We start from the raw sequence: 26089 nt of genomic DNA, 5'->3' as shown, positions 1-26089 counted from the left end.
CTGCGCCGCTCAGGCGGTCATTGGGAGAACGTCATGCCGGACACCAGCACGGAGAGCGTCACGGTGTCGACGCGCGCCGTACGCGGCGCCGAGCGCGTCGACTTCTGGGTCGACCACGTCGCGCGCACGCTCGTGCGGATCGAATGCAGCGGGAAGTCGTCCGAAGGCATCGACGCGTCGATGCGCAGGCGCGATCTCGGGCTGTTCGGCGCGTGCGACATCGTCGCGAACCGGCACGCGGTCGTGCGCACGCCGCACACCATCCATGCGGACCCGCGCGACGCCGTGTTCATCTGCCTGATGCATGCGGGGCACGGCTATACGTTCCAGGACGTCGACTGCATGCAGCACGGCCCCGGCGACCTCGTCATGTACGACACGTCGATGCCGTACGGCCACGGCTTTCCCGCCGACATGGCGATGACCGTGCTCGACGTGCCGCGCGACGTATTCGAAGCGCGCGTCGGCCCGTGGCGCTACCGCAGCCTCGTCAAGATCGACCGCAACGACGGTATCGCGTCGTCGGCCGTGCGGCAGGTCTATGCGCTGCTCGCCGCGCCGACGGAACCGACGCCCGATGCGCGCGAGGGGCGCGCCGCCGCGATCCTCGATCTCGTGCGCTCGACGCTGCGGCTACGCGACGGCGACGCCTCGCCGACCAAGTCGACCGTGCATACGCTGTCGCGCGCGAAGGCGTTCATCGACAGCCATCTCGCCGACGACGACCTCGACAGCCAATCGGTGAGCCGCGCGATCAACCTGTCGCCGCGCCAGCTCGCGCGCGTATTCGAAATCGAAGGGATGCCGCTCACGCGCTACATCCTCGCGCGTAGGCTCGAACGCTGCCGTGCCGACCTGCGCGACCGGTCGCTCAGGCACCTGACGGTCAGCGAGATCGCGTTCCGCTGGGGCTTCAACAACAGCGCGCATTTCAGCCGCAGCTATCGCGCGCGCTTCGGCGAGACGCCGAGCGAGACGCGCGCGCCCGCGCCGGCACCGGCCGACGCGCGATAGTCCGCCCGTCGTCACGCTTGAACGTGTCCGTGCGAGGCAAGCACGGCGTCCGTCCCGGTCAAATCGTCCCGCAACCCGCTCGCTAAGCTGGCTTCCTGCGCGGCGGCATTCGTTTCGCCGCCCGACTGCAAGGAGAAGAAGCGGGATGGAGACGTACGACCATATCGTCGTCGGCGGCGGTTCGGCCGGCTGCACGGTCGCGCACCGGCTGGTGAAGGCCGGCAGGCGTGTGCTGCTGCTCGAAGACGGCCCGAAGGACGACAGCCTGTTCATCCGGATTCCGGCGACGTTCATCCGCGTGCTCGGCACGCGGCGCACGGTCACGTTCGAGAGCGAGCCGCAGCCCGGGGCGGCGGGACGCAAGACCTACGTGCCGCAGGGCCGCACGCTCGGCGGCGGCAGTTCGGTCAACGCGATGCTGTACGTGCGCGGCACGCGCGACGACTATGACGACTGGGCCGCGCTCGGCTGCACCGGCTGGGGCTGGGACGACGTGCTGCCCGTGTTCAAGCGCGCCGAATCGCATCTGCGGCTCGCCGAGCCGTTTCACGGCACCGACGGGCCGCTGAAGGTGGGCGACACGCGCTTCCGGCATCCGCTGAGCCTCGCGTTCGTGAAGGCCGCGCAGGAAGCCGGCATCGCGTACAACGACGATTTCAACGGCGCCGCGCAGCACGGCGCCGGCTTCTATCACACGACGATCTTCGACGGACAACGCGGCAGTACCGCGGCCACCTATCTCGCCGACGCGATCGGCCACCCGAACCTGCGCGTGCTGACCGGCTGCCGCGTCACGCGCATCCGGTTCGACGGCCGCCGCGCGACCGGTGTCGAATGGCGCACGGAAAGCGGCGCGACGGGTTCGGCCGCCGCGCGCGCCGACGTCGTGCTCGCGGCCGGTGCGCTGAGCACGCCGAAGCTGCTGATGCTGTCGGGTATCGGGCCCGGCGCGCACCTGCACGCGCACGGCATCGACGTGCTGCACGACAGCCGCGACGTCGGTGCGAACTATCAGGACCACCTCGAAGTGTCGATCTACGGCCGCAGTCACGCGCCGGTCAGCCTGCTGGGCGAGGATCGCGGGCTGAAGGCGCTGCGCCACGGGCTGCAGTGGATGCTGTGCCGCACGGGCCTGCTGACGTCGAACGTCGTCGAATCCGGCGCATTCGTCGATACGACCGGCAGCGGCCGCCCGGACATCCAGTTCCACGTGCTGCCGACGCTCGTCGGCGACGTCGATCGCGCACCGCTGCCCGGCCACGGCCTGTCGATCAACCCGTGCCTGCTCAGGCCGCGCTCGCGCGGTGCCGTGCGACTGCGCGGCAACGATCCGGCCGCGCCGATCCTGTTCGACAGCGGCGCGCTGTCCGATCCGGCCGACGTCGACGGGCTCGTGCGCGGCGTCGCGCTTGCACGGCAGATCCTCCGCGCGCCGTCGCTCGCGCGCATCGTTCGCGAAGCCGAGACGCTGACCGACACCGCACTCGCCGACTACGTGCGGCACCGCGCGAAAACCGTCTATCACCCGGCCGGCACCTGCCGGATGGGCAACGACGCGCACGCGGTCGTGACGCCGCGCCTCGCGGTGCGCGGGGTCAACGGGTTGCGGATCTGCGATGCGTCGGTGATGCCGCGCATCGTGTCCGGCAACACGAACGCGCCGACGATCATGATCGCCGAGCGCTGCGCCGAGTTCATGCTGGCGGCGTGACGCGGCCCCGCGCCGAAAGCGAAAGCGGCGCGTGAAGCACGCGCCGCCGCAGCTGCATCCGACCCGCGTTCGGTTCAACCGCTCGCGCGCGCCGCGTCGCGCAGCGCCATCGGCGACGCGCCGTAGCGCTCGCGGATCGCACGGCTGAAGTGCGCCTGGCTCGAAAAGCCCCAGCGAAATGCGATTTCGCCGACGCTCGTCTTGCGCAGCCGCGCATCGGTCAGTTCGCGATGCGCATGCGACAGCCGTTCCGACCAGATGTGCTGCGTGATCGATTCGCCTTCGGCCGCGAAGAGCCGGCCCAGATGCCGCAGCGACAGCCCGACCGCGTCGGCGACCGCCTGCGGCCCGAGTTCCGGATCGCCGAGATGCGTCGCGATGTATTGCTTCGCGGTCAGCAGGTACGACAGCGACGCACGCGATGCGCCCGCGCCGTTCACCTCCGCATCGATCAGCTCGGCGATCAGCGTGCGCGTGTGTTCGGCGAAGCGCGCGGCGTCGCGCTCGAGCGGCTCCTTCATGAACCGCTCGACGCTCGCGCGCAACGTCGTGCCGAGCATCGCGCCCGCGCCGGGCTTCGGCGCGATCCGCAGCGGCAGCGCGGCCAGTTCCGCATCGAGCCGGTCGTCGAAGGTCGTGACCGGAATATCGATCAGCAACTGCCGCATCGGTGTCAGGAATCCGAACAGATAGGGCACGCGCGTGTCGTAGACGACCACATCGCCCGCTTCCGCGAGCAGGCAGCGCTCGCGCTGGATGAAATACGCGCGCCCGCTCAGGATCTGGCACGCGAACAGCGATTCCTTCGGCAACTGGCGCACCAGCGCGGGGCTGCGCTCGATCACGTGATCCTGCCCGCTGATGTCGGCGACGCCGAGGCCCGGCAGCGCGATGTCGGTTTTCTCGACCTCGAGCCCGGCCGGCGAAAGCGACGAGCAACGCAACCCGACCAGCGTCGCCGCGTTGAACGCGTCCCAGTACGCCATCCTGTCGCGCGCCGGCACGTCGGCCGTCGAGCCTCGCGTGCGTGAAAGAACGGTCGAATTCGTCACGTCGCCTCCTGCGGGCGCCTGTCGTGCGGAGCGGCGCGGATTGGGGGATGGTTCGTCTGGATTCTGGTGCGATGCAATGTCCGGCGCGGTCAAGCAATTCGTCCCGCCCAGTCAAGAGCGGCGCGCTCCGGCTGGCTAAAGTCGAGCCCACGACAACCAACGCACCAGGAGACACGCCGTGGTCGACAAAGCCGTATCCGAATTCTGGCAAAACATTCCGCCGATTGCCAATCCGTTCAAGCCCGATGCGCTGCCCGAAGCGTACATCGCGAACGCGGCCACCGACGACGAACGCTATTACGTTCCGTTCACCGAAACGGTTTCGTCGCGGCCGCTGTGGATCTCGCCGTCGCAGAACAAATGGTGCGACATCCTGACGGCCAAGGAAGCCGGGCTCGTGAACCGGCACTATCACCCGCACGAGGTGTTCGCTTACACGCTGTCAGGGAAATGGGGCTATCTGGAGCACGAATGGACTGCGACGCGCGGCGATTTCGTGTACGAGACACCGGGCGAGGGCCACACGCTCGTCGCGTTCGACCACCCCGAACCGATGCGCGCGTTCTTCATCGTCAAGGGGCCGCTGATCTGGCTCGACGAAGCAGGCAATCCCGACGGCTACTTCGACGTGCATTCGTACATCGCGATGTGCAAGGCGCATTACGAGAAGGTCGGCCTCGGCGCGCACGCGATCGAGAAGCTGTTCCGCTGACGCGCGACGAGGCCCGCCATGACATCCGCTTCTTCGTCCCGATCCGCCTGCACGTACGAGAACAGGCTGCTGCTGATCCTGTTCATGACGTTCGGCTTTGTGTTCTTCGACCGCCTCGCGCTGTCGTTCCTGTTCCCGTTCATGTCGGCCGAGCTGCACCTGACGAATGCGCAGCTCGGCATGGTGTCGTCCGCGCTCGCGCTCACGTGGGCGCTGTCGGGCGCCGCCACCGGCGCGTGGTCCGACGCGCGCGGCACGCGCAAGCCGCTGCTGGTCGCGGCCGTGCTCGGTTTTTCCGTGTGCTCGGCGTTGTCCGGGCTCGTCGGCGGCTTCGCGAGCCTGATCGCGTTTCGCGCGCTGATGGGCATCGCCGAAGGCCCCGTGCTGCCGCTGTCGCAGTCGCTGATGGTCGAGAGTTCGACCCCCAGCCGCCGCGGGCTGAACATGGGCCTGCTGCAAGGCTCCGCCGCCGGCCTGCTCGGCGCGATGATCGGGCCGCCGGTGGTCATCGGCATCGCGACCGTGTACGGCTGGCGCGAAGCGTTCTACGTGTCGTGCATTCCGGGCTTCCTGATCGCGTTCTGCATCTGGCGCTGGGTGCGCGAAGTGCCGCCCGGCGGCGTGCGGCACGCACAGGCCGATACCGCCGGCGCGGCGGCCGCGAGCGGCGCCGCGGTCAGCCGCTGGGCACTGCTGAAGGAACGCAACATCCTGCTCTGCGTGCTGATCAGCTGCTTTTTTCTCACGTGGTTCGTCGTGATCATCTCGTTCGCGCCGGTATTCCTCGTGGAGAGCCGCCACCTGTCGCCGTCCGACATGGGCGTCGTGATGACCTGCCTCGGCGCCGCGTGGGTGTTCTGGGGCTTCGCGGTGCCGGCGATCTCCGACCGGATCGGCCGCAAGCCGACGATGATCGTGTTCGCGCTGATCGCGGCCGCATGCCCGATGGTGATGATCCACGTCGGCTCGGTCTGGGCGCTCGGCGCGCTCGTGTTCGTCACCTACACGGGCCTCGGCTGCTTCACGCTGTTCATGGCGACGATCCCGGCCGAGACGGTGCCGCCGCGCGCAATCGCGAGCGCGCTCGGGCTGATCATGGGCGCGGGCGAGCTGATCGGCGGCTTCGTCGCGCCGACCGTCGCGGGCTTCGCGGCGGACAGGTACGGCCTGCAATTCGCGATGTGGACGTCGACCACCGGCGCGATCCTCGCGTGCGTGCTGTCGTTCGGCCTCGTCGAAACCGCGCCCGCCGTGTTGCGCAAGCGCGCGCCCGCCGGCGCCGCCGGCCGTCTCGACACGCAAAACCTCGGAGGACGCTGACATGCGCGCACTTCAATGGCATGGCCCGCGCGACGTCCGTCTCGTGGAAATCGACACGCCGCGCGTCGGCGCCGGCGACGTGCGCATCGCGGTCGCATATTGCGGGATCTGCGGCAGCGACCTGCACGAATATGCGGACGGCCCGCATGCGATCCCGGTCGATGCACCGCATCCGCTGTCGCACCGCACCGCGCCGCTGACGCTCGGCCACGAGTTCTGCGGCACCGTCGTCGAAGTCGGCGAAGACGTGACGTCACTGCGCGCGGGCGACCGTGTCGCCGTCGAACCCGAATACCGCTGCAGCCAGTGCGCGTACTGCCGCTCGGGGTCGTACAACCTGTGCGTGTCGATGGGCTTCGCCGGACTGATGGGCGACGGCGGGATGGCCGACTTCGCGGTCGTGCCGGCCTACATGCTGCATCGTCTGCCGGACGACGTGAGTCTCGAACAGGCCGCGGTGATGGAGCCGGCCGCCGTCGCGCTGCACGCGCTGCGCCGCGGCCAACTGCGGCTCGGCGAAACCTGTGCGGTATTCGGCCTCGGGCCGATCGGCCTGCTGCTGATCATGCTCGCGAAGCTGCAGGGCGCAACCACGATCGTGGCCGTCGACGTATCGCCCGAACGGCTCGCGGCAGCCACGCGCTTTGGCGCGACGCATGCGTTCGATGCGCGGGCGTACGACGCACCGGCGCTGCAGGACGCCATCCGCGCGGCCACCGGCGGGCTCGGCGTCGACGCGAGTTTCGAAGCGGCCGGGTTGCAGGCCACGTTCGAATCGGCGATGCGGGCGTTGCGCAAGGGCGGCCGCGTCGTGATGGTCGGCCTGATGCCGCATGCGGGCTTCGACGCGTTCCGCGCGGTCAACGACGAGCTGACCTTCACGGCAAGCGTCGGCTACCGGCATGCGTACGAAGACCTGCTGCGCATCGTCGCATCGGGCGCGCTCGACCTCACGTCGATCGTCACGCGCACCGTGTCGCTCGAAGACGCCATCACCGACGGCTTCGACGCACTGCTCGCCGATCGCACGCAGATCAAGATCCTCGTTTCACCCGCGCAGCGGCCGGCCCGTCGCGCACACGTCACCGGGAGCGTCGAGCATGAGTCGTCAGTGGACGTTTGAGGGCCGGTCCGTCGTCGTGACGGGCGGCACGTCGGGCATCGGTGCCCGCACGGCGCTGCGGTTCGCGCAAGCGGGCGCGTCGGTCGTCGCGCTCGGGCTCGATGCGGCCGGCCCGCATGCGCCCGTGCATGCGGGCATCCGGTGTGTGGAACTCGACGTGACCGACAGCGATGCGCTGACGCGCACGATCGCGGCGCTGCCGCGGCTCGACGTGCTCGTCAACGGCGTCGGCATCAGCCGGCACGCGGACGAATACCGGATGGACCAGTTCGAGCTCGTGCTGAACGTGAACCTGACGTCGGTGATGCGTGCATCGGACGCCGCCTGGCCGGCGCTGTCCGCGCACGGCGGCAGCATCGTCAACGTCGCGTCGATGTACACGTACTTCGGCAGCAAGGACCGCCCCGCGTACAGCGCGAGCAAGGGCGGCATCGCGCAGCTCACGCGCTCGCTCGCGCAGGCGTGGGCCGATCGCGGCATCCGCGTGAACGCGGTCGCGCCCGGCTGGATCGATACGCCGCTCAGCCGCGGCCTGATGGCCGACACGCACGCGTCGCGGCGCATCCTCGAACGCACGCCGCTCGGGCGCTGGGGCACGGCCGACGAAGTCGCGGACGTGATCCTGTTCCTGTGCTCGCCCGGTGCGTCGTTCGTGACCGGTGCGGTCGTGCCGGTCGACGGCGGGTATTCGACGGTCTAGTGCAGTGTGCGCGGGCCGCGGCTTTCTTCGGCCGCGGTCGAATCGGCACCTCGGCCGATTCAGGTTTGTTCATACTAATCAGTAGTCCAATCAAAAAATATCCGACCCGATCGGAAACATGTGAGGAGCACATTGGAGATGACGAAAAAGACCCTTCTGGCGTTTGCGGCATGCGCCATTCCCGCCGCGTCGTTCGCACAAAGCAGCGTGACGATGTTCGGGCTGATGGATGCCGGCATCAGCTATGTCAGCAATCAAGGCGGCCACGGCGCCGCGAAATTCGACGACAACATCTTCTTTCCGAACCTGCTCGGTTTCGAAGGCAAGGAGGATCTCGGCGCGGGCACGCGTGCGATCTTCCGGCTCGTCAACCAGTATTCGCTCGGCAACGGGTCGATCATCGGCGGCGGGCTGTTTGCCCGCACCGCCTATGTCGGGTTGCAGAACGATCGCTACGGCACGCTGACACTAGGCAATCAGTACGAGTTCATGGTCGATTCGCTGGCCGCGAGCGGCAACGAGATCGCGCAGGATCTCGTCGGCCTGTACGGCTTTCGCAACGGGCCGTTCGACAAGCTCGCGCTGCCGAACAACCCGACCGGCGCCTTCGACTGGGACCGCGTCGCGGGCAGCAATCGCGTCGCGAATTCGGTCAAGTACACGAGCCCGTCGCTGGCGGGCCTCACGTTCGGCGCGCTGTACGGCTTCGGCAACGTCGCGGGGTCGGTCGGCGCGAACAACACGGTCAGCGTCGGCGCAAGCTACGACAACGGCCCGTTCGGCGCGGGCGCCGCCTATACGAACCAGAAATACGGCGCGGCCGGCGGGCTGCCGCCCACCAGCGTGCGCAACTGGGGCGCGGGCATGCACTACACGGTCGGCACGGTCACCGCAAAGGCGCTCTTCACGACCGTGCGCAACGCGCAGAACGGCGCGGGCGCATGGTCGGCGGAAACCGGTGCCGCGTGGCGCCCGTCGCCCGCGTGGGTGGTCGGCGCGAGTTACACGTACATGAAAGGCAACGACACGCTCGACGATGCGCACGCACACCAGTTCCTGGCTGCCGTCCAGTACTGGCTGTCGAAACGCACGATGGTGTACGTCGCGGGCGTTCATCAGCGAGCCGGTCATGGCAGCAGCGCGCAGATCAACGGCGTGATGGATGCCGAGGGCGCATCGAGCGGCGCGCAGCAGTCGATCGCGCGGATCGGGTTCAGTACGCGGTTCTGACTGTAGGTTCGCAGAAAAGGTGGCCTCCGACCGAAGCAAACTTTATAACGCCCGAAAAATCAATCCCTTACGCACAGATCAGGCCCCCGTGAACAAGTGGCTCTCGTGGATCGAGGCGGCGGCCCTTAGGCCGCACACGAACTCGTTGACCGTCAAATCGTTGGAGAATGTGCGCTTAAACATCGAGCAACGGTACGGACGGCGGCGAGTTCGAATAGATTCGGTCACTCTGATCACGCATGTTTGACCTGCAGTGCCAGATAGAGATTGCCTCGACGTTCGAGCCTGCGAGAGATCACGGTAATCATCAACTGTATAGGCCGGGAGCGTCGACTTTTCGCTTCAGTTCGGTATATGTCGCGCCGTAACCGTAGTATGAAATCGCGTTTTTTTCTGGATGGCGAGTCGCAGCAACATCGAGGTTGGAATACAGTGAAGCACCCGACGACGGTAAATTGGCGAAACGGCTCATATGAGTCTCCTCGAACACACTGGTACGGTTCACCGCGCCGTTCAGCTGCTTCCGTGGTTGGCGGACATGATCACACTCTCACAACTTGACGAAAGCACAGCTCCGCACGCACTGGGCTTCGTTCAAAATAGTGCCTCGTCAATCCCCATGATGGTCGTCGCACCGGAACGTGCTGCATGGATCGTGGTTTCGGTCTCGGGCAACAGTTTCGCGAAATAGAAACGTGCAGTAGCAAGCTTGGATTGATAGAACGCATCACCCGTCGCAATCTTGTCGAGGGCGATGCGCGCCATGCGAGCCCAGAAATACGAGAAAACGAGATGTCCCACCGTACGCAGATAAGGCACTGCCGCGGCACCGATTTCGTCTGGATCGCTGGCGGCCCTCATGCTCACTTCGTTCGTGAGCTGTTGAATCTTCTCGAGGAGACTAGAAAGAGGATGAACGAACTCTTCCATGTCGGGTCGCCCGTCGTGTTCCTCGATGAAATCGGCCACGAGCTTTTCAAGGCATTTCAACTTCGCGCTCATGTTCGGGAGCACCTTACGCCCGAGCAAATCGAGAGCCTGGACCGCGTTCGTCCCCTCGTAGATCGCATGGATTCGCGTGTCGCGAACGTATTGCTCCATCCCCCACTCAGTAATGAAGCCATGACCGCCGAACACCTGTAGCGCGTGATTTGTACACTCGAACGCGTTGTCGGAGAGGAACGCCTTGGCAATCGGGGTCAACAGTGCGATCAGGTCCGACGCACCGCTCCTCACGGTTTCGTCCGGATGCCCATGTTCCTTGTCGATCTGTAGCGCAAGCCAATAGGTAAACGCACGGCCACCTTCCGCATAGGCCTTTTGCGTCAAAAGCATGCGGCGCACATCGGGGTGCACGATGATGGGGTCGGCGGGTTTTCCGGGCGCCTTCGGGCCCGAGAGCGAACGCATCTGCAAGCGCTCCCTCGCGTAGGCGCGCGCGTTCTGGTAGGCGACCTCGGTCAGGCCGAGACTCTGCATGCCCACGTTTAGTCGGGCTGCGTTCATCATGACGAACATCGCCTGAAGGCCCCGATTGACCTCGCCGACGAGCCACCCGCTTGCATCGTCAAGATTCATTACGCAAGTGGCATTGCCATGAATCCCCATCTTGTGCTCAATCGAACCACACTGGATACCGTTTCGCTCGCCGGGTTCACCGCTTTTCGTCGGGATAAACTTCGGCACGACAAAGAGCGAAATTCCCTTCGTGCCCACCGGTGCATCGGGCACGCGCGCAAGCACGAGATGAACAATGTTCTCGGCGAGATCATGCTCGCCGCCCGAGATAAAAATCTTGGTGCCCGTGACCGAGTACGAGCCGTCGCCTCGCGGCTCGGCCTTGGTACGCAGGATGCCGAGATCGGTACCGCAATGCGGCTCGGTCAGGCACATCGTGCCGGTCCAGATACCTGAAACGATCTTCGGCAGATAGACCTGTTTCTGCTCCGGCGTGCCATGCGCATGCAGGCATTCGTAAGCGTCGTGCGTGATCCCCGGATACATGGTCCACGCCTGATTTGCCGAGTTCAGCATCTCGTAGAGCGCATTATTGACGCACCCGGGTAGCCCCTGGCCGCCATAATCTGGATCACAGGAAAGCATCGGCCATCCGGCTTCAACATATTGGCGATATGCGTCTTTAAACCCAGTCGGCGTTCGGACGGCGCCGTTGCCGTCGTAGTGACAGCCCTCGCGATCGCCGCTTTGATTGAGCGGAAACAGTACGTCGGAGCAGAACTTCCCGGCTTCGTCGAGTACCTGATCAATGGTCTCCCTATCGAGTTCGGCATGTTTCGGCATGCCCTTCAACTCGGCTTCGACGCCGAGCAACTCATGAAGCACAAATTGCATGTCGCGCTGCGGCGCGGTGTAAAGCCCCATTACTTTCTCCGACGATTTTTTGCGTAAGATCTCTCTGCATCACGGTTACAGTACGGCGGTCGCGCCATCGTCTACTGCAAGGATCTGTCCGGTGATGTGCTTGCCTGCATCCGATGCGAACAATGCGACGGCGCCCTTCAGATCCTCGCTATCGCCAATGCGCCGTAATGGGATTCCTTCCGCAACCTTGTCCGCGCCCAATTGGGTGAGCAAGCCCCGTGTCATGTTGGACGGAAAAAAGCCCGGTGCAATCGCGTTGACCGTAATGCCGTATTGCCCCCACTCACCTGCTAGCGTTTGTGTGAAATCGACAACCGCTCCCTTGCTCGCGTTATAGGCAATGGTGCTCATCGCATCAGGCGGATTTCCCCTGAGGCCGCCGATCGACGCCATGTTGACGATTCGGCCGTATCCACGCGGGATCATCGACCGCTTGCCAATTTGCTGGGTGAGCAGGAAGAGGCCCCGGATGTTGAGGTTCATGACCTTATCCCATGCCTCGATCGGGTGGTCCTCGGCGGGCGCGCTCCAGACCGCGCCCGCGTTGTTCACGAGTATGTCGACGCGACCCAACCTGGCGAGCACCTCGTCAGCCAGACGACGAATATCTGCGTCGATGGAACCGTCCGCTGCGATGAAGTCCGCCTCAATGCCGAGCGACGCCAGATGCGCCTGCGCCTCTTGCAACTCGTCGGTTTTGCGCGCAGAAAGAACGATGCGCGCTCCAAGTTCGCCGAGTGACTCGGCGAGTTGAAGACCGAGGCCGCGTGAGCCGCCAGTTATGAGCGCGGTTTTTCCTGAAAGATCGAATAGTTGTTTGAGCGTACCCATGGTGTCTAATCCGCACTATTCCTGTTTCTGCGACGCTTCTTGCGCAGACATCAAAAAACCTCGAACAACCCCGCTGCGCCTTGGCCGCCCCCGATGCACATCGTAACGACGACATATCGAGCACCACGGCGCTTACCCTCCAACAGCGCATGCCCGACGAGGCGCGCACCGGAAACACCGTACGGATGTCCCAATGCAATGGCGCCGCCATTGACGTTGAGGCGCTCCATCGGAATGCCGAGCTTGTCGGCGCAGTAAAGCACCTGGACAGCGAATGCCTCGTTAAGCTCCCAAAGGCCGATGTCATCGACCGTTAAACCGGCCTTCGCAAGCAGCTTAGGTACGGCGAACACCGGCCCGATACCCATTTCGTCCGGCTCACATCCGGCAACGGCAAAACCCCGGAATGCGCCGAGTGGCTGCAGGCCGCGGGCGGAGGCCAGCTTGCCGTCCATGACGACAGCAGCTGATGCACCATCGGAGAACTGGCTCGCATTACCGGCCGTAATCACGCCACCCGGCAAAGAAGGACGAATTTTCGAAAGGCCTTCCAGCGTCGTATCGGCACGGATGCCTTCATCGACAGACACCGTGACTTCGCGTGTGCCGAGTGCTCCGGTCTTCGCGTCGGCGACACCCATCACTGTGGTGATCGGCACGATTTCGTCCGCAAACCTTCCGGCGGCAACGGCATCCGCCGCCCGCTGCTGGCTTCGAACGCCATACTCGTCCTGACGATCTCTCCCAATGTTGTAACGCCGGGCGACGGTTTCAGCGGTTTGCAGCATGCTCCAGTAGATGGTGGGCTTGTGCTTCTCAAGCCAGCCGTCGTTCAGCATGTGTCGGTTCATTTCCTGCTGGACACAGGAAATGGATTCGACACCACCCGCAACGAAGATATCGCCTTCACCGGCAATCACACGCTGCGCGGCCGTCGCAATCGCCTGCAGTCCAGAGGAGCAAAAGCGATTGATGGTTGCACCTGGCACGCTCGCCGGGCAGTCTGCACGCAATGCGATCTGCCGCCCGATGTTCCAGCCAGTCGCGCCTTCCGGAACGGCGCAGCCCATCAGAACGTCCTCGACTTCACCCGGCTCGATGTGCGCACGCTCGATCGCGTGTCTGACCACGTGCCCGCCGAGCGTAGCTCCGTGCGTCATGTTGAACGCGCCCTTCCAGCTCTTCGCGAGTGCCGTCCGAGCGGTGGAAACAATCACTGCTTCAGTCATATTCGTGCTCCACATCAATCGTTGAAACCTTTGCCCACTTCGGCCAGCCGCTCGAGCAACGGGGCCGTTTGCCACGCTTCGCCGCGATACCCGTTGCCGTAGCGGCGCGTCGCTTGCGCCACGTTGTAAAGGCCTACGGTGTCGGCATAGAACATTGGACCGCCGCGGAAGATTGGGAAGCCGTAGCCCGTGAGATAAACGACATCGATATCGGATGCTTTCGATGCGATGCCCTCTTCCAGTATCCGAGCACCTTCGTTCACAAGCGCATAGACAAGACGCTCGACGATTTCCTCGTCCGAAATAACACGCCGCTCCAGACCAATATCTCTGGATTGCTGGACGATCATGTCATTGACAACCGGTGACGGATACGCCTTGCGATCGCCCGCCTTGTAGTCGTACCAGCCTGCACCGGATTTTTGGCCGAACCGCCCCATCTCACAGAGCAGATGGGTGGTCTTCGAATACACGATATCCGGGTGTTCCACCGCATGGCGCTTTTGGATCGCCCAGACGATGTCGTTGCCGGACAGGTCGAGCATGCGGAACGGGCCCATCGCAAAGCCAAACTTCTCGATTGCACGATCGATCTGTTCCGGTAGCGCGCCCTCGTCCAGCAGATAGCCTGCTTGGCGCAGGTACTGATTGATCATCCGATTACCAATGAAGCCGTCGCAAACACCGGACACCACCGCCGTCTTGCCGATCTTCCTGGCGAGACTCATGGCTGTCGCCAGCACGTCGTGGGCGGTCTTCTCACCTCGTACGACCTCGAGAAGTTCCATCACGTTGGCCGGACTGAAGAAATGCATACCGACCACGTCGTAAGGCCGCTTCGTGAACGCGGCGATCTTGTCCACGTCCAGGGTCGAGGTGTTCGATGCCAGGATGGCTCCATGCTTTGCGACGGCATCCAGCGCCCGGAACACACTTTCCTTCACGCTCATTTCCTCGAACACCGCTTCAATAATGAGGTCGGCGTGCCGGAGGTCGTCATAGGAGAGTGTCGGTGTCAGAAGGGACATACGCTGCTCGACCTGTTCCTGCGTGAGCTTGCCCTTTCTGGCGTTGTCCTCGTAGTTCTTGCGGATCGCCGCGACACCGCGCTCGAGCGCGTCTTGCCGCGCCTCGAGAATCGTGACCTGGAGGCCCGCACTGAGAAAGTTCATTGCAATGCCCGCTCCCATCGTGCCCGCGCCGACGACAGCCACTTGCGTTACCGTCCGCACCGGTGTGTCGGTTGGCAGGTCAGGAATCTTCGCACCAGCACGTTTTCCGAAGAAGGCGTGACGAAGCGCTCGGGATTCCGATGTGTCCATCAGTTCCATGAACAGCTTGCGTTCGAACTTGATCCCATCGTCGAAGGCTTGCTGGACAGAAGCCTGCACGGCGTCGACACATTTGAGCGGCGCCGGAAAGGTGCGGCTCGCAGTTGCAATCGTGTTGCGCGCGAATTGCAGGAATCCGTTCGGATTGACATGCTCGATGCGGCGATCTCGCAGCCGCGGCAGTTCGTTCAGGTCCGCAGCCTGTTGTGCAAACCGCACCGCGCCTGTCAGCAGGTCGCCCTCGACGATCAGGTCGAACAGGCCAGTGTCTGCCAGTTTTTCCGAGCGTACGATTCGGCCGGATACGATCATGTCGAGCGCTGCCTCGAGACCGACGGCCCGCGGGAGGCGCTGCGTCCCCCCCGCTCCCGGAAGAACGCCGAGCTTCACTTCAGGTAGTGCAATCTGCGCACCCGGTGTGACAACACGAAAATGGCAACCCATTGCCAACTCCAGTCCACCGCCCATGGCCACCGAATGGATGGCGGCGACAACCGGCTTGGCGCTGGATTCGATCGCTCGTATGACCGTATGAATGCTCGGTTCCTGCGTTGCTTTCGGCGTGCCGAATTCCCGGATGTCCGCTCCGGCCGAGAAGCCGCTGTCTGCCCCAGTAATGACAATGGCCCGTACGCTCGCGTCCGCTGCTGCCGCGGCCATTGCCTCGACGATGGCGAGACGTGTCGCGTGCCCGAGCCCATTGACCGGCGGGTTGTCGAGCGTGATAACCGCCACGTCGTCGTGCACCCTGTAGTGCGCTGTCATGTTCCCTTCCTTTGTATGTGCGACGCACGGGACGGGGTACCCCGTCGTCAGCAAATAGGTTGAATTCGACTGGCCTCCCGAAAATTGCGATGCGTCGAGTGACCCGCTAAAACCACGCAAATTTCCACCTAGCCACGATTCCAATCGCCGCACGTCGAAATCAGGGGCTCGCCCCATGGCGGCCTCATGTGGACGAGTGTCAGTGTTACTTTTATCCATCACGTTATTGAAGCTTCGAGAAATCGGGACGACGCTTTTCCTTGAACGCGGCCAGGGCTTCGCTGCACTCGCTCCCTGCCAATTGCTTGTCGATCGCATCGAATTCCGCGTTCATTTGATCGATGACTCTCCTGCGCTCACTCATCAACCGTTTCGTCGCTCTGACCGCGCCCGGCGCCTTCGCAGCGATAACCGTCGCGATCGCCTTCGCTTCGGCTCGAAGCTGGTCAGCCGGCACCGATCGATTAGCGATTCCCCATTCCACGGCGGTCTGCGCATCGACAGAGCGGCCGAGCGCGATCATCTCGAACGCACGAATGCTTCCGATCTGCAACGGAAGCAGGTAGCCCGACGCCGCTTCAGGAACGAGCGCCAGGTCGACAAACGGCGCGCTGAGTTGCGCGTCGTTCGCAACGATGACGTAGTCGCAATGCAACAGCATGGTGGCGCCGACGCCAATGGCTTTCCCCTGTACGGCGGCCACGACGGGAATCTCCATCGTCGCCAGATATCGGATAAACCGCGCACCGCGGCTCTTGCCGATGCCGTCACGAATTGCTTCGGCGGAGAATTCGCTCAGGTCGCTTCCGGCCGAGAACGTGTCGCCATCAGATTGGATGAGGACGGCGTTCACGCGCTCGTGCGCAGTTGATTCAAGCGCATCCGCAAGCGCGCCGTACATCGCACCGGTCAACGCATTCTTCTTTTCTGGCCTCGATATCGTGACGATCAGCACCCGCCCGTCAACTTGGACTTTTATGTCGCCCACGGTGAAATCTCCTGTTTCGCTATACCCGTTCAGACTCGATCCGCCGCTCAGAATCGATAGGAAACCCCAACGAATCCGATGATTGGATTGGCCGTGATGCGCGCCGTGTTGCTCAAAACGGTCGTTCCGTTGGCGCTGACTGCATCGAATTTTCCGGTCGTCTTTAGCGGGATGTAGGTGATCGATCCCAGCACGGACCATCTACCGTTGAGGCGATACGTCACGCCGGCCGTGAAGGCTGGGTTCCACGACGAGCTGGCCGATGCATCAACCCTTCCACCCGGTCCGGCAAATTGACCGAGTGCTCCGCTGAATGCGGGATGAACCTGGACGGAGCTGAACCACGTGTAATTCATGCCGACACCCAGAAATGGGCGCCACACACTGTCCTTCTTTCCAAAGTAATACTTCACGAACACTGTGGGCGCCCACACCCGTGCCGTCACCAACGGCTTCAGATCACCCACGGGCATTGCCGGCCCCTGGGGCCCAAGGGGGGTGGCGACCCCGTGGGAGAAAAAATTCAGCTTCGGAGGAAATCCCACGGCACTTTCGATCGCAATATGCTCCGTTGCGAAGTAGGTAACGAGGAGCTCTCCCGTGAAGGTGTTATGAATTTCGGCGCCTGTTCCAGGAGAAGTGAAAGTGCCGAACTGGGAACTGCTTTTCAGTTCTTGAGAGCTCGATTGCCTCATGTCGATCCACGCGGCGCCACCGGTTACCACAACGCTACCCACCTCCTGTGCGTATGCCGTACCCGCGAGACCGCACATCGAAACCGCCAGTGCGATCGAATTCAGTTGCTTCCTCATACTTCGTCTCCTCCGTTTTACGGTGACCTCAGTCCCGAAAGGTGCCGACCGGGCTCTCAACGGCCATCATTCGTCGGCATTTAATTAGTATCACGAATTACATAACGTACTTCTCCGAGTATTTCTGTCGATCGAAAATATCTCGCTTGAGCGATCCGCAGCTCTCCGCGGACCACCAAGCTCCCTACGACTGTCGAGCGCGAAGAAGGTCGAGCGCCACGTCGACGATCATGTCCTCCTGCCCGCCAACCATGCGGCGTCGCCCCAATTCGACAAGGATGTCGACGGTCTTCAATCCGTATTTCCGAGCGGCGCCTTCGGAGTGGCGAAGGAAGCTCGAATAGACGCCTGCATAACCCAGCGCCAGCGTTTCGCGATCGACACGAACGGGCCGGTCCTGTAGCGGACGAACGAGGTCATCGGCAGCATCCATCAGGCTATAAAGATCACATCCGTGATTCCAACCGAGCCGTTCGGCCGCGGCGATAAACACTTCGAGCGGCGCGTTTCCGGCACCGGCGCCCATGCCAGCAAGGCTTGCATCGACGCGGTCGCAGCCTTCCTCGACGGCGACAATGCTGTTGGCGACGCCAAGGCTCAAATTGTGATGGGCATGAATGCCTGTCTCGGTCTCCGGCTTCAACACGTCCTTGAAGGCGCGAAAGCGCTCGCGTACGTCGTTCATTCCCAGTGCACCACCGGAATCGACGACGTAGCAACACGTCGCCCCGTAGCTCTCCATGAGCTTCGCCTGCTGTGCAAGGTCGTGCGGGGTGGTCATGTGGCTCATCATGAGGAAGCCCACCGCCTCCATCCCGAGCTCGCGCGCGTACTCGATGTGTTGTTTGGAGATGTCGGCCTCGGTGCAATGCGTGGCTACGCGGACAATACGAGCGCCAGCGTCATAGGCGGCACGCAAATCGTGAATCGTGCCGATCCCGGGCAGCAGCAACGTCGCGACCTTCGCGTGCTTGACCGTTTCCGCCACCGCGGCAATCCATTCGAGATCGGTATGAGCGCCGAATCCATAGTTGAAACTCGAACCTTGCAGCCCGTCTCCATGCGCCACCTCGATCGAATCGACCTTGGCTTCGTCGAGCGCTTTCGCAATCGCCGCCGCCTGTTGCACGCTGTATTGATGACGAATCGCATGCGAACCGTCTCGCAGCGTCACGTCGGAGATGTACAGTTTTTTGCCGAGTGTCATGCCGTGTTTCCCCTAGGTCGTAGCATGGGCGACCATCTCGGCGGCCATGCGCTCAGCACAAGCCTTCGCCGCGGAGGTCATGATGTCGAGATTGCCGGCGTAGGACGGCAGATAATGCGCGGCGCCCTCCACCTCGAGGAACACCGAGGTTTTGAGCCCTGTCATACGCGCGCCCACACCCGGGATATTCAAGGGTGCATGGGCTTCTATCCGATCGAATTGCACCCGTTGCTTGAGGCGATAGCCGGGCACATAGCGATTGACGGCGGCGACCATGTCCTCGATCGACCGCTCCACCGCCTCTTCGTCGGCCGAATCGGACAGACAATAAACCGTGTCACGCATGATGAGGGGCGGATCGGCCGGATTGAGGATGATGATGGCTTTCCCCTTTGCCGCGCCGCCAACCTGCTCGATCGCTTTGGACGTCGTCTCCGTGAACTCGTCGATGTTCGCGCGCGTGCCGGGCCCAGCGGATTTGCTCGAAATGGACGCAATGATCTCGCCGTAATGCACTTTTGCGACGCGCGACACCGCTGCCACCATCGGAATGGTCGCCTGGCCGCCGCACGTCACCATATTGACGTTCAGCGTATTGACGTGCGCGTCGAGATTCACAACCGGCACGCAGTACGGGCCGATCGCGGCCGGCGTCAGGTCGATCATGCGAACGTTTGGCTTGAGCCCCCGCAAGAATGCGTCGTTCTTCACATGCGCTGCCGCGCTCGTCGCGTCAAAGACGATATCGATATCCCCAAACACCGGCAGGCGCGTAAGCCCCTCGACGCCTTCGTGCGTCGTCGCGACGCCCATGCGTGCCGCGCGCGCGAGACCGTCGGAAGCGGCATCGATGCCGACCATCGCCCCCATCTCGAGATGATCACCGTGTCGCATGATTTTGATCATCAGATCGGTGCCGATGTTGCCCGACCCGATGATCGCGACTTTCAACTTGCCAGCCATGGATTCTCCCGCTCGTTAAAATCGATCGCCTACGCAGCGATACAGGAAACTTTGCCTAGCCCGCCGACTTCCAGCTGCAATGCGTCGCCTTCGCGTACAGGGAACATCGGCCCCAACGCACCCGACAGCACGACATCGCCAGCGCGAAGCGGATCGCCGAGTTGTTGCATCGTCCGGGCGAGCCACCAGGCGGCAAGAAGCGGATGGCCCAGACACGCGGCCCCATGCCCCTCCGAGACAAGCTCGTCCGTTTTCAGGAAGCGCATCTTGCAAGTAGCGAGATCGAGATCGGAAATGCGTTTCGGATCCGTGCCCAGGACATAAAGGCCGCACGAGGCGTTGTCCGCCACCGTATCGACGAGCGTGATGCTCCAGTTCTCGATCGCGCTGTCGACAACCTCGATCGCGGGCAATGCGTACTCGATGCCATGCAGGAATCGGCCCCAGCTCAGTTCCTCGGTCAGGTCGCGCCCGATGACGAAAGCCACCTCGCCCTCGGCCTTGGGCTGAATCAGGCGACTAACCGGAATGTCTGCGCCGCTGACAAACTCCATATCCGTGAACAGGACGCCGAAATCCGGCTGGTCGACCCCGAGTTGTCGCTGGACCGCAACCGATGTCAGGCCGACTTTCTTCCCGCAAATTCGTTTCCCCGCTTCGACAGCACGGTTCGTGTTGATCGCCGCTACCCGATACGCGTCGTGCAGACTCTCGATCCCGAACCTTTCCGAAATCCTGGAAACCGGGATACGCGTACTGCGGGCTTCGTACAAGGCATCCGCGGCTTGCTGAATAGAAGAATTAGCCATACGTCCAAACCTCATCTACCAAGATCTCCGGCGCGGACCGGCGTTCGTTCCGCAGCCTTGGAATAGGTGGTGTGTTTCATCAATAAGCTTCGAAATTCAGGCCGTCGGCAATCGATGCTCCTTGAACTTCTCCCGCAGTGCGGCTTTTTGAAATTTCCCGGTCGCGGTCATGGGCATGGCGTCGACGAAAACCACATCGTCCGGAACCCACCACTTCGCAACCTTGCCTTCAAAAAACTGCAGCAATTCATCTCGACTGACATTCGCGTCGGCTTTTTTCACCGCGACCAGTAATGGGCGCTCGCCCCATTTCGGATGACGCACGGCAATGCACGCGGCCATATGTACCGCTGGGTGAGCCGCTGCGATGTTCTCGATGTCTATCGACGAGATCCATTCGCCTCCTGATTTGACGACGTCCTTGCTGCGGTCGGTGATCTGCATGTAGCCATCCGCATCGATCGTCGCCACGTCGCCAGTGGGAAACCAGCCGTCCTCCAGCGGAGACGTGTCTTTGCCGTAGTACGAATCTATGATCCACGGGCCGCGAACAAGCAGATCGCCCGCCGTCTTGCCGTCCCAGGGCAACTCGTGACCCTGGCCGTCCACGATCTTCATGTCTATGCCCGGAATCACGGTACCTTGCTTCTCGAGGACCTTTTCCTGCTCGGATTCGGAAAGCCCGGCATGCTGACGTCGCAGCGTGCAGCTGGCGCCCATCGCCGATGTCTCCGTCATGCCCCAACCATGAGCCACGTCGACACCCAATTCCTTGAAGGCGCGAATCATCGATCGGGAGACGGCCGACCCGCCGATACCTGTTCGACGGAATGTCGAAAACTTCAGATCGTTCGATCGCACATGTTCGAGCAGGCCGAGCCACACGGTCGGCACGCCCGCGGAGTAGGTAACCTGCTCGCCCTCGATCAACTCGTAGAGGGAAGCGCCGTCGAGCCTTTGCCCCGGAAGCACCAGCTTCGCGCCGACCAAAGGCGCGGAATACGGCAGCTCCCATGCATTCACGTGAAACATGGGAACCACCGGCATGATGACCTCCGACGCCGAACAATTCAGCGAATCGGGCAATGCGGAAGAATAGGAATGCAGAACGGTTGAACGATGCGAGTACAGCACACCCTTCGGGTTTCCGGTCGTACCGGACGTATAGCAGAGGCCCGATGCGAGGTTTTCGTCCAACACCGGCCATTCGTAATTTCCATCCTGCGCACCGATCGATTCTTCGTAGCAGAGCAAGGAAGCCGTGCTAGCGGCGGGCATGTCCTCGCGACCGGCCATCATGATCCACGCCTTGACGCCTGGGCACCGTCCTGCGATTTCCTCGACGAGGGGCAGGAATTGAACGTCGAAACACACGTACGTGTCTTCGGCATCGTTGACGATATGGACGATCTGCTCGGGAAACAATCGTGGATTGATGGTATGGCAGACCGCACCCGCCCCTGGCACGGCGTAGTAAAGCTCCAAATGGCGATAGCTATTCCATGCCAGTGTGCCGATGCGATCGCCTTGTCGCACGCCGAGCGCCTCCAACGCCTGGGCCAGCTTACGCGCGCGAAGTTCGCACTCCCGATAGGTATAGCGATGAATGCCGCCGTCACTGTCGCGCGAAACAATCTCGACGCCGCCGCTGTATCGCGCCGCGCGCCTGATGATCGAAGAGATGAGCAGGGGCGTACTCATCATCCGGCCTGTCATTGCCATGGAAAATCCCAGTTAGGTCGTGATTCAACAGCCGTCGGCATCGTGTTCCCGTCGGCCGTCCAGTGCCTGTCGCGCGCTCGTCAACGCGCTTCCGAGAGGAAGGACGAGACGACTCGATTGAATCGATCCGCCCATTCCCACTGCGCCCAGTGGCCGCACTTCGGGAAGGTGTTGAGTTGCGCATTGGGGATGCGCTTCAAATAGATCATCCCGGTATCGAGCGGAACCACGCGGTCCTCCCTCCCCCAGATGATCAGCGTCTCATGCGGCATCGTGGCAAGGCCCGGATCTCGCCAAAGCTCTTCAAACGGTTGTCCTGACTCGAGGCGCATCGGTGGCTGAGCAATGATGCGCGGGTCCATCGCCGCCTCCAATCTGCCCTTCACGAGTTCGTCCGTGATCGCGGATTGATCGAACAGGCTCTCGCTGATGAAACTCTTCACCTTTTCCGCCGTAATGCCATCGCCCTCATAGGCGGTCGCCAACGTGCGGATCGCGGGCGTGGGCCATTGGCCCAGCGTCGGGAAGCCGCCGGCCGGTCCCATCAGCACGAGCCGGTCGACACGGTCCGGAGCAGTCAAGGCCATCTTCAGGGCAATCATTCCTCCGAGCGAATTACCGATGATGTCGGCCTGAGTAATGGACAGGGAATCCATGAGACCGAGAATCGAGTTCGTCCACCAGCCCGGAATCGATACGCCAATCGGCCTCATGTCGGATTTGCCCCATCCGGCAAGGTCAGGCACGATGACACGATGGCTGCGCGCGAAGAACGGCGCATTGCGGCTATAGTTCGACCACCCGGACGCGCCCGGCCCCGATCCCTGAAGCATGATCAGAGCCGGACCTTCACCGGCCTCCTGGTAGTGGATTCGGGTGCCTTCGAACTCGACAAACGCGCTGCGGAAATTCACTTCACTCATGTTGTTCTCCCAATCTCACTGGCCGGTACGGTGATGGCCCCACACGCTGATCCGATCGTGATTCACCACCGTCCACGACTCGTCGACGCTCACCGCTCCCGCACCGTATTCGACTTCGAATCCTGACGGTGTTCTCGCGTAAAAGGACACCATCTGGTCATTGGTGTGGCGACCCAACGTCATCGTGACCGGCACGCTCTGCTGCTCTGCGCGATCGAGCGCGAAGCCGACGTCGTCGATCGACGGCACCTGCAACATGAAGTGCTGGAGGCGCTTCGGCGCCGGCATTTCGGCGAAAGCCAACGTGTGATGCCTCGGGTTGCAGTGAAGGAAATGCAGTTCGAGCGTGCGGTCGGGACCGATCGGCATCGTGATGATGTCGGATAGCTTGAAGCCCAATCCCTGGCAGTAGAATTTGAGTGCTGCTTTGAGGTCGGGAACGAGCAGCACGATATGCCCGAGCCCTTGGTCGCCGGTTTCGAAACCGTCGACCACCGCCGATCGAAACGGTGCTTCGCCGCGTTCGGTCGCACCCCAGTACAGTTCCACTGGCAAGCCGGACGGATCGGCGCAACGTGCCAGCCCGCGCACCTGCCGGCGACGTGCGAGTTCGCCGGAATCGCTTTCGACGCTGTAACCCAGGTCCCGCAGGTGTCCGGCCATATGCGCGAGTGCTTCCGGCCCTTCCAGTTCGAATCCGACATAGGCGATGTCATCGCACTCACCTGGTTCCACCGAAATCCGCCAGAGACGGTTATCGATACGGTAGCGATCGCCGGACGCGCCATTTTCTCCGGGCATCAAACCCAGGAACTCGGTCGCGTACCGTTTCCAGGCGGACAAGTCGGAAGCGTCGATTCCGATATAACCCAACGATTGCACCTTCATGCGACTGTCTCCTGATTAATTGCAAGTTTTTCGAGCAAGCCGGCTCCACCGCGGCAATCGATAAACCCTTGAACGGCCAACCCACCGTCGTGTCGCAGGACCGTTCCCGTCGCCGGCACGTTGTCTTCGCGCGACGCAAAGAAAACATAGGCGCCGGTGTAGTCGGCCGGAGTCGGCAGATGACCGATAGGCACCACATGGCGCGCCATTTCGACGAACGGCTCCGCCGGAATCGTGGCATCCGAGAGTCCGAGCGACTTCACGCCGCTGAGGTTCGTGATCATTCCCCCCGGAGCAACGGCGTTGACGCGGACGAACGGCGCCAATTCGAAAGCGAGTTGCGTAACGATGCCGCGAATTGCGTGCTTGCTGGCCGTGTAGAGGACGCCGCCACCGTCCGACTGAAACGAAGCGTTCGATGCCGTAAAGATCAGACTCCCGCGACTTTCGGCCAGCGCTTTCAAAGCGGCCTTGGCGAGCAGAAGATAGCCCTTCACGTTCACGGCGAACAATTCGTCGAACGCCGAAGAGAGTTTGTCTTCCGAGAGGTCGACCAGTGCGGTCTTGAAATCCCAAATCCCGGCGTTCCCGATCGCGCAATCCAGGCGGCCGAACTGAGCGATCAATCCATTCACTGCGCGAAGGTTGTCCTCATACGACGTAACATCGCCCTGGAAGCCCATCACAGCATTGCCGAGTGCATCGCGGATTTCGGCGATCCGATCAGCCGAGCGGTCAAGCACGCCTACCCGCGCGCCCTCCGAAACGAACCGCTCGACGATGGCGCGGCCCAGGCCAGATGCGCCGCCTGTCACCAGCACGACCTGGTTTTCCAGTTTTTTCATTTAGTTCACCTTGTAGCTAAGCAAGCTGCGAAGCTCGGTAGAGGAATCGGCCAGCAGATTGGTCTGCACCGCGATTCGCGACTCGACGAGCCGCTTGGCCGTTGCGTATTCACGCGGGGCGTCGACTGTCGCAACGCCTGCCACCCGTCCGTTCGATACGCGGAATACGGAAAAGGACGCGCCTGTCTCATCGCCCCGAATAACCATCTCTCCCGAGCCGGTGAGATCGCCTGCAAGTTGAATCTTTCGCCCGGCGATTTCGGTCCACGAAAGCGCGGTCTGAGGCTGCTCGTTCACGCGCCCGATCATTGCGCATGCTGCGACGGCCGCCTGCGCCTGGCTGTTGAGAAAACTCTCGAGAGAGCGGCGCCCGCCTTCTACGAGCGGCCACGAGGCAACGTCACCGGCAGCGAAAATTCCAGGAATGGTGCTGCGGCCAGCGGCATCGACGACCACGCCGCGCATACACGCCGCACCTGCGGCTTGTGCGAGTTCGTCGCATGGCTGGGCTCCCACACTCAGGACAACGACGTCAGCCGGCAAGTACGCGCCGTTCGACAATCTCACGCCGCGCGCCCGTGCATGGCCTTCGATCGAGGCGACCGTCGCGGATCGATGAACGACCACACCGAGTTGCTGGAGTTGGACCCGCGCCCAAAGCCCCATCATTCGCCCGAGCGCACGCTCCATCAGTTCCTCGCCAGACTCGACGACAGTGACCGCATGCCCTGCCTTCCGCGCGGTGCTGGCGACCTCGCACCCAATCAGGCCGCCACCGATGACGACGATCTCGCTCTGCGCCGCCAGCGCGTCTCGAAGCGCGAACGCATCATCCAGCGCACGTAGCGTATGGACGCCTGGCAACGACACGCCGGGCAAGTCGACCTTGCGAGCCCGAGCGCCGGTCGCCAGCAAAATGCCGTCGGTCGCCACCGACGTGCCGTCGTCAAGCGCGAGTACGCCTCCGTCAATCGACACCGCGCGCGACCCTCGACGCCAGTCGAGCTCCAATGTATTCAGGTCTTCCGTCGAGCACAGCGCCGGCGGAGCGCCCCCGCACAGTGCTTCCTTCGATAACGCAGGTCGCTCGTACGGGTGCTGAGCCTCCTCGCCGACCAGGATGATTCTGTCGCTATACCCATTGGCACGAAGCGTCTGCGCCGCGCGTACACCGGCGAGGCCCGAACCGACAATCGCAAGCGGCTGTTTCATATGCCGGCCTCAGGTTCAAGATCGATCAGTACCCGGTCACCCACTACCTTGATCGGAAACACCTTGACGTCGCGTATAGCCGGCGGAGCACAGACCTTCCCGGTCTTCACGCAGAACTTCGCCATATGCAAGCTGCATTCGATCAGGCCGTCATCCAGATAGCCGTCTGACAAGGACCAGTCGCCGTGGGGACACTTGTCCTCGATCGCGTAGAAATCTCCGTCGATCTTGAACACGGCGACCGCCTCGGGTCCGGCATCAATCCTCAACCCGGCGTCGCTCGGGACGTCCGACACTGAGCAAACATCGGTAAACGACAT

Annotated in this window: 24 protein-coding genes; 7 read left to right on the top strand and 17 right to left on the bottom strand. The window is 62.8% G+C overall.

The features are described from left to right. Positions 1-33: 33 nt before the first annotated feature. Complete coding sequence (locus WJ16_RS20095; RefSeq protein ID WP_069258873.1) at positions 34-1014, top strand: helix-turn-helix domain-containing protein; 981 nt, start codon at positions 34-36, stop codon at positions 1012-1014. 145 nt (positions 1015-1159) lie between these two features. Next, positions 1160-2725, top strand: a complete 1566-nt coding sequence (locus tag WJ16_RS20090; protein ID WP_069258872.1) for a GMC family oxidoreductase — start codon at positions 1160-1162, stop codon at positions 2723-2725. 74 nt (positions 2726-2799) lie between these two features. Here the strand turns inward: WJ16_RS20090 and WJ16_RS20085 are convergent, their stop codons facing one another. Beyond that, a complete protein-coding gene (locus WJ16_RS20085; RefSeq protein WP_069258871.1) occupies positions 2800-3777 on the bottom strand; it encodes a helix-turn-helix domain-containing protein in 978 nt (325 codons plus the stop codon). Positions 3778-3955: 178 nt separating this feature from the next. Between WJ16_RS20085 and WJ16_RS20080 the strand changes: the two genes are divergently transcribed. From WJ16_RS20080 to WJ16_RS20060, 5 genes are all read left to right on the top strand, one after another. Continuing rightward, entirely contained in the window at positions 3956-4489 is a 534-nt protein-coding gene (locus WJ16_RS20080; RefSeq protein WP_069258870.1) for a 2,4'-dihydroxyacetophenone dioxygenase family protein, read from the top strand. Between the two features lie 18 nt (positions 4490-4507). Then, positions 4508-5809, top strand: a complete 1302-nt coding sequence (locus tag WJ16_RS20075) for an MFS transporter (protein WP_069258869.1) — start codon at positions 4508-4510, stop codon at positions 5807-5809. A gap of 1 nt (position 5810) precedes the next feature. After that, a complete protein-coding gene (locus tag WJ16_RS20070) occupies positions 5811-6932 on the top strand; it encodes a 2,3-butanediol dehydrogenase (protein WP_069258868.1) in 1122 nt (373 codons plus the stop codon). Further along, complete coding sequence (locus tag WJ16_RS20065) at positions 6910-7632, top strand: SDR family NAD(P)-dependent oxidoreductase (RefSeq protein ID WP_069258867.1); 723 nt, start codon at positions 6910-6912, stop codon at positions 7630-7632. Before WJ16_RS20070 ends, WJ16_RS20065 begins: the two co-directional genes overlap by 23 nt. Positions 7633-7770: 138 nt before the next feature. Then, the gene (locus WJ16_RS20060) at positions 7771-8862 is read left to right on the top strand and encodes a porin (protein WP_069258866.1); all 1092 of its coding nucleotides are present in this window, start codon (positions 7771-7773) and stop codon (positions 8860-8862) included. A gap of 307 nt (positions 8863-9169) precedes the next feature. Here the strand turns inward: WJ16_RS20060 and WJ16_RS34960 are convergent, their stop codons facing one another. The 16 genes from WJ16_RS34960 to WJ16_RS19990 form a co-directional block, all read right to left on the bottom strand. Further along, entirely contained in the window at positions 9170-9334 is a 165-nt protein-coding gene (locus tag WJ16_RS34960; protein ID WP_157126837.1) for a hypothetical protein, read from the bottom strand. A gap of 122 nt (positions 9335-9456) precedes the next feature. Beyond that, positions 9457-11244 (bottom strand): acyl-CoA dehydrogenase C-terminal domain-containing protein, encoded by a 1788-nt coding sequence (locus tag WJ16_RS20055; RefSeq protein ID WP_069258865.1) that lies wholly within the window; start codon positions 11242-11244, stop codon positions 9457-9459. A gap of 45 nt (positions 11245-11289) precedes the next feature. Further along, positions 11290-12075 (bottom strand): SDR family oxidoreductase, encoded by a 786-nt coding sequence (locus WJ16_RS20050; RefSeq protein WP_069258864.1) that lies wholly within the window; start codon positions 12073-12075, stop codon positions 11290-11292. Positions 12076-12125: 50 nt separating this feature from the next. Next, on the bottom strand, positions 12126-13304 hold the full coding sequence (locus tag WJ16_RS20045; RefSeq protein ID WP_069261046.1) for an acetyl-CoA C-acyltransferase: 1179 nt from the start codon (positions 13302-13304) through the stop codon (positions 12126-12128). Positions 13305-13318: 14 nt separating this feature from the next. Beyond that, positions 13319-15400, bottom strand: a complete 2082-nt coding sequence (locus tag WJ16_RS20040) for a 3-hydroxyacyl-CoA dehydrogenase NAD-binding domain-containing protein (protein WP_069261045.1) — start codon at positions 15398-15400, stop codon at positions 13319-13321. 223 nt (positions 15401-15623) lie between these two features. Further along, entirely contained in the window at positions 15624-16388 is a 765-nt protein-coding gene (locus WJ16_RS20035) for an enoyl-CoA hydratase-related protein (protein WP_069258863.1), read from the bottom strand. Positions 16389-16435: 47 nt separating this feature from the next. Beyond that, positions 16436-17200, bottom strand: coding sequence for an OmpW/AlkL family protein (locus WJ16_RS33525; RefSeq protein ID WP_076605975.1), 765 nt, complete (start codon positions 17198-17200; stop codon positions 16436-16438). 184 nt (positions 17201-17384) lie between these two features. Next, positions 17385-18407, bottom strand: a complete 1023-nt coding sequence (gene dmpG, locus WJ16_RS20030) for a 4-hydroxy-2-oxovalerate aldolase (protein WP_069258862.1) — start codon at positions 18405-18407, stop codon at positions 17385-17387. Positions 18408-18419: 12 nt separating this feature from the next. Further along, the gene (locus tag WJ16_RS20025; protein ID WP_069258861.1) at positions 18420-19370 is read right to left on the bottom strand and encodes an acetaldehyde dehydrogenase (acetylating); all 951 of its coding nucleotides are present in this window, start codon (positions 19368-19370) and stop codon (positions 18420-18422) included. Positions 19371-19399: 29 nt separating this feature from the next. Further along, positions 19400-20179 (bottom strand): 2-keto-4-pentenoate hydratase, encoded by a 780-nt coding sequence (locus tag WJ16_RS20020; RefSeq protein WP_069258860.1) that lies wholly within the window; start codon positions 20177-20179, stop codon positions 19400-19402. A 96-nt stretch (positions 20180-20275) separates the two neighbouring features. Next, entirely contained in the window at positions 20276-21901 is a 1626-nt protein-coding gene (locus tag WJ16_RS20015; RefSeq protein WP_069258859.1) for a 3-(methylthio)propionyl-CoA ligase, read from the bottom strand. 80 nt (positions 21902-21981) lie between these two features. Further along, the gene (locus WJ16_RS20010; RefSeq protein ID WP_069258858.1) at positions 21982-22824 is read right to left on the bottom strand and encodes an alpha/beta fold hydrolase; all 843 of its coding nucleotides are present in this window, start codon (positions 22822-22824) and stop codon (positions 21982-21984) included. A gap of 15 nt (positions 22825-22839) precedes the next feature. Further along, positions 22840-23712 carry a VOC family protein gene (locus tag WJ16_RS20005; protein WP_069258857.1) on the bottom strand — a complete coding sequence of 291 codons (873 nt, stop codon included), beginning with the start codon at positions 23710-23712 and terminating at the stop codon, positions 22840-22842. After that, positions 23709-24557, bottom strand: coding sequence for a 3-(cis-5,6-dihydroxycyclohexa-1,3-dien-1-yl)propanoate dehydrogenase (gene hcaB, locus WJ16_RS20000; protein ID WP_069258856.1), 849 nt, complete (start codon positions 24555-24557; stop codon positions 23709-23711). Before hcaB ends, WJ16_RS20005 begins: the two co-directional genes overlap by 4 nt. Next, positions 24558-25769: an NAD(P)/FAD-dependent oxidoreductase gene (locus tag WJ16_RS19995; RefSeq protein ID WP_069258855.1), complete on the bottom strand. Its 1212-nt coding sequence runs from the start codon at positions 25767-25769 to the stop codon at positions 24558-24560. It abuts the gene before it with no gap. Further along, complete coding sequence (locus WJ16_RS19990; protein WP_006752837.1) at positions 25766-26089, bottom strand: bifunctional 3-phenylpropionate/cinnamic acid dioxygenase ferredoxin subunit; 324 nt, start codon at positions 26087-26089, stop codon at positions 25766-25768. Before WJ16_RS19990 ends, WJ16_RS19995 begins: the two co-directional genes overlap by 4 nt.

Source organism: Burkholderia metallica (genome assembly GCF_001718555.1).
Classification (GTDB): domain Bacteria; phylum Pseudomonadota; class Gammaproteobacteria; order Burkholderiales; family Burkholderiaceae; genus Burkholderia; species Burkholderia metallica.
The sequence above is the reverse complement of the archived record's forward strand: the minus strand, read 5'-3'. Positions and strand labels throughout refer to the sequence as shown.

Bases quoted from the DNA above. Each gene is read 5' to 3' on its own strand.
- WJ16_RS20095 (WP_069258873.1), top strand. From the start codon at position 34: ATGCCGGACACCAGCACGGAGAGCGTCACGGTGTCGACGCGCGCCGTA.
- WJ16_RS20090 (WP_069258872.1), top strand. From the start codon at position 1,160: ATGGAGACGTACGACCATATCGTCGTCGGCGGCGGTTCGGCCGGCTGC.
- WJ16_RS20075 (WP_069258869.1), top strand. From the start codon at position 4,508: ATGACATCCGCTTCTTCGTCCCGATCCGCCTGCACGTACGAGAACAGG.
- WJ16_RS20070 (WP_069258868.1), top strand. From the start codon at position 5,811: ATGCGCGCACTTCAATGGCATGGCCCGCGCGACGTCCGTCTCGTGGAA.
- WJ16_RS20065 (WP_069258867.1), top strand. From the start codon at position 6,910: ATGAGTCGTCAGTGGACGTTTGAGGGCCGGTCCGTCGTCGTGACGGGC.
- WJ16_RS20060 (WP_069258866.1), top strand. From the start codon at position 7,771: ATGACGAAAAAGACCCTTCTGGCGTTTGCGGCATGCGCCATTCCCGCC.
- WJ16_RS34960 (WP_157126837.1), bottom strand. From the start codon at position 9,334: ATGAGCCGTTTCGCCAATTTACCGTCGTCGGGTGCTTCACTGTATTCC.
- WJ16_RS20055 (WP_069258865.1), bottom strand. From the start codon at position 11,244: ATGGGGCTTTACACCGCGCCGCAGCGCGACATGCAATTTGTGCTTCAT.
- WJ16_RS20050 (WP_069258864.1), bottom strand. From the start codon at position 12,075: ATGGGTACGCTCAAACAACTATTCGATCTTTCAGGAAAAACCGCGCTC.
- WJ16_RS20045 (WP_069261046.1), bottom strand. From the start codon at position 13,304: ATGACTGAAGCAGTGATTGTTTCCACCGCTCGGACGGCACTCGCGAAG.
- WJ16_RS20040 (WP_069261045.1), bottom strand. From the start codon at position 15,400: ATGACAGCGCACTACAGGGTGCACGACGACGTGGCGGTTATCACGCTC.
- WJ16_RS33525 (WP_076605975.1), bottom strand. From the start codon at position 17,200: ATGAGGAAGCAACTGAATTCGATCGCACTGGCGGTTTCGATGTGCGGT.
- dmpG (WP_069258862.1), bottom strand. From the start codon at position 18,407: ATGACACTCGGCAAAAAACTGTACATCTCCGACGTGACGCTGCGAGAC.
- WJ16_RS20025 (WP_069258861.1), bottom strand. From the start codon at position 19,370: ATGGCTGGCAAGTTGAAAGTCGCGATCATCGGGTCGGGCAACATCGGC.
- WJ16_RS20020 (WP_069258860.1), bottom strand. From the start codon at position 20,179: ATGGCTAATTCTTCTATTCAGCAAGCCGCGGATGCCTTGTACGAAGCC.
- WJ16_RS20015 (WP_069258859.1), bottom strand. From the start codon at position 21,901: ATGGCAATGACAGGCCGGATGATGAGTACGCCCCTGCTCATCTCTTCG.
- WJ16_RS20010 (WP_069258858.1), bottom strand. From the start codon at position 22,824: ATGAGTGAAGTGAATTTCCGCAGCGCGTTTGTCGAGTTCGAAGGCACC.
- WJ16_RS20005 (WP_069258857.1), bottom strand. From the start codon at position 23,712: ATGAAGGTGCAATCGTTGGGTTATATCGGAATCGACGCTTCCGACTTG.
- hcaB (WP_069258856.1), bottom strand. From the start codon at position 24,557: ATGAAAAAACTGGAAAACCAGGTCGTGCTGGTGACAGGCGGCGCATCT.
- WJ16_RS19995 (WP_069258855.1), bottom strand. From the start codon at position 25,769: ATGAAACAGCCGCTTGCGATTGTCGGTTCGGGCCTCGCCGGTGTACGC.
- WJ16_RS19990 (WP_006752837.1), bottom strand. From the start codon at position 26,089: ATGTCGTTTACCGATGTTTGCTCAGTGTCGGACGTCCCGAGCGACGCC.